At 38.7% G+C, this 1,122-nt stretch carries 1 protein-coding gene and 1 pseudogene; both read left to right on the top strand.

Features of this window, described 5'->3' with window-relative positions; genetic code table 11:
* Positions 1–369 precede the first annotated feature (369 nt).
* Positions 370–888 carry a PTS glucitol/sorbitol transporter subunit IIC gene (srlA, locus tag EDX97_RS11580; protein WP_128520980.1) on the top strand — a complete coding sequence of 173 codons (519 nt, stop codon included), beginning with the start codon at positions 370–372 and terminating at the stop codon, positions 886–888.
* 12 nt (positions 889–900) lie between these two features.
* Positions 901–1,122: pseudogene (locus EDX97_RS11575) on the top strand (PTS glucitol/sorbitol transporter subunit IIB); the annotation flags it as partial.

Raw genomic sequence — 1,122 nt, 5'->3', positions numbered from 1 at the left:
CGGTCCAATTGCGGTAATCATCGCGTTCATCTTCAGTATTGGTATGTATCCAGGTCTATAAGATGTGCAAGAGGTCAAATGACCTCTTTTTTTATAGAAACAATCAAAAATGTGAAGAATAATCACGTATGTCGCATAAAAGTGAACAAATGCGTAAATGAAAAAGATGGATTTTTTAACTTATACATATGTACAATGAATATCATTTGACTGCTAGCGATAATGTGGTACGATTGAAATATAAATTGAAAGCGCTTACTAAAACCGCTTTCATAGTGTAGATTGCTTGATAGGGTATCTACATATATAGAATGTCGGCCAACATTTTATTACTACACAATTCATAAGATGAGAAGAGGAGAGAATATTATGAATGCGATTGCTAGTGTAGCCCAGGGCTTCATTGGGCTATTTACAGCTGGTGGTACAACCTTCACAGGTTGGGTCACTGGTATCATTCCACAAGTTGTTTGTTTGCTTACATTTATGAACTCGATCATTAAATTGGTCGGTGAAGAGAAAGTTGAACGCTTCGCAAGAAAGTTGACAAGTATTGCCATCTTGCGTTACACCTTGTTCCCATTGATTGCGGATATGTTCTTAGGAAATCCAATGGCCTATTCGTTTGGACGTTTCCTGGATGAAAAATATAAACCATCTTTCTATGATTCAGCTGTTTCCTTCTGCCATCCTATCACAGGTTTATTCCCACATGCCAATGCCGGTGAATTGTTTGTATTCATGGGTATTGCTGAAGGTGTCAAGAAAGTTGCTGGCAGTTATTCCGATTTAGCAGTCCGCTATTTCATCGTTGGTCTGATCGTGATTGGTATTCGTGGTATCGTAACGGAAAAGATCTACTTCCGTTTAGCAGGCATTAAGAAATAGGGGGAACGAATTATGGCATATAAGAATATCAAGATCACAAAAGGTTCTGCTGGATTTGGTGGACCATTGATCATCGAACCCAATAAACATAAAAATAAAGTATTGTGTGTCACAGGACAACAAATCAGTCCAGTTGCACAAAAAATTGCTGAAATGACCGGTTGTGAATTGGTGGATGGTTTCAAAACAACCGTTCCCGATGATGAAGTAGCCGTTGCGGTTGTCAACTGTGGT

Source organism: Absicoccus porci, from assembly GCF_003725415.1.
Taxonomy (GTDB): domain Bacteria; phylum Bacillota_I; class Bacilli_A; order Erysipelotrichales; family Erysipelotrichaceae; genus Absicoccus; species Absicoccus porci.
This window is presented reverse-complemented; position numbering and strand designations above follow the sequence as displayed.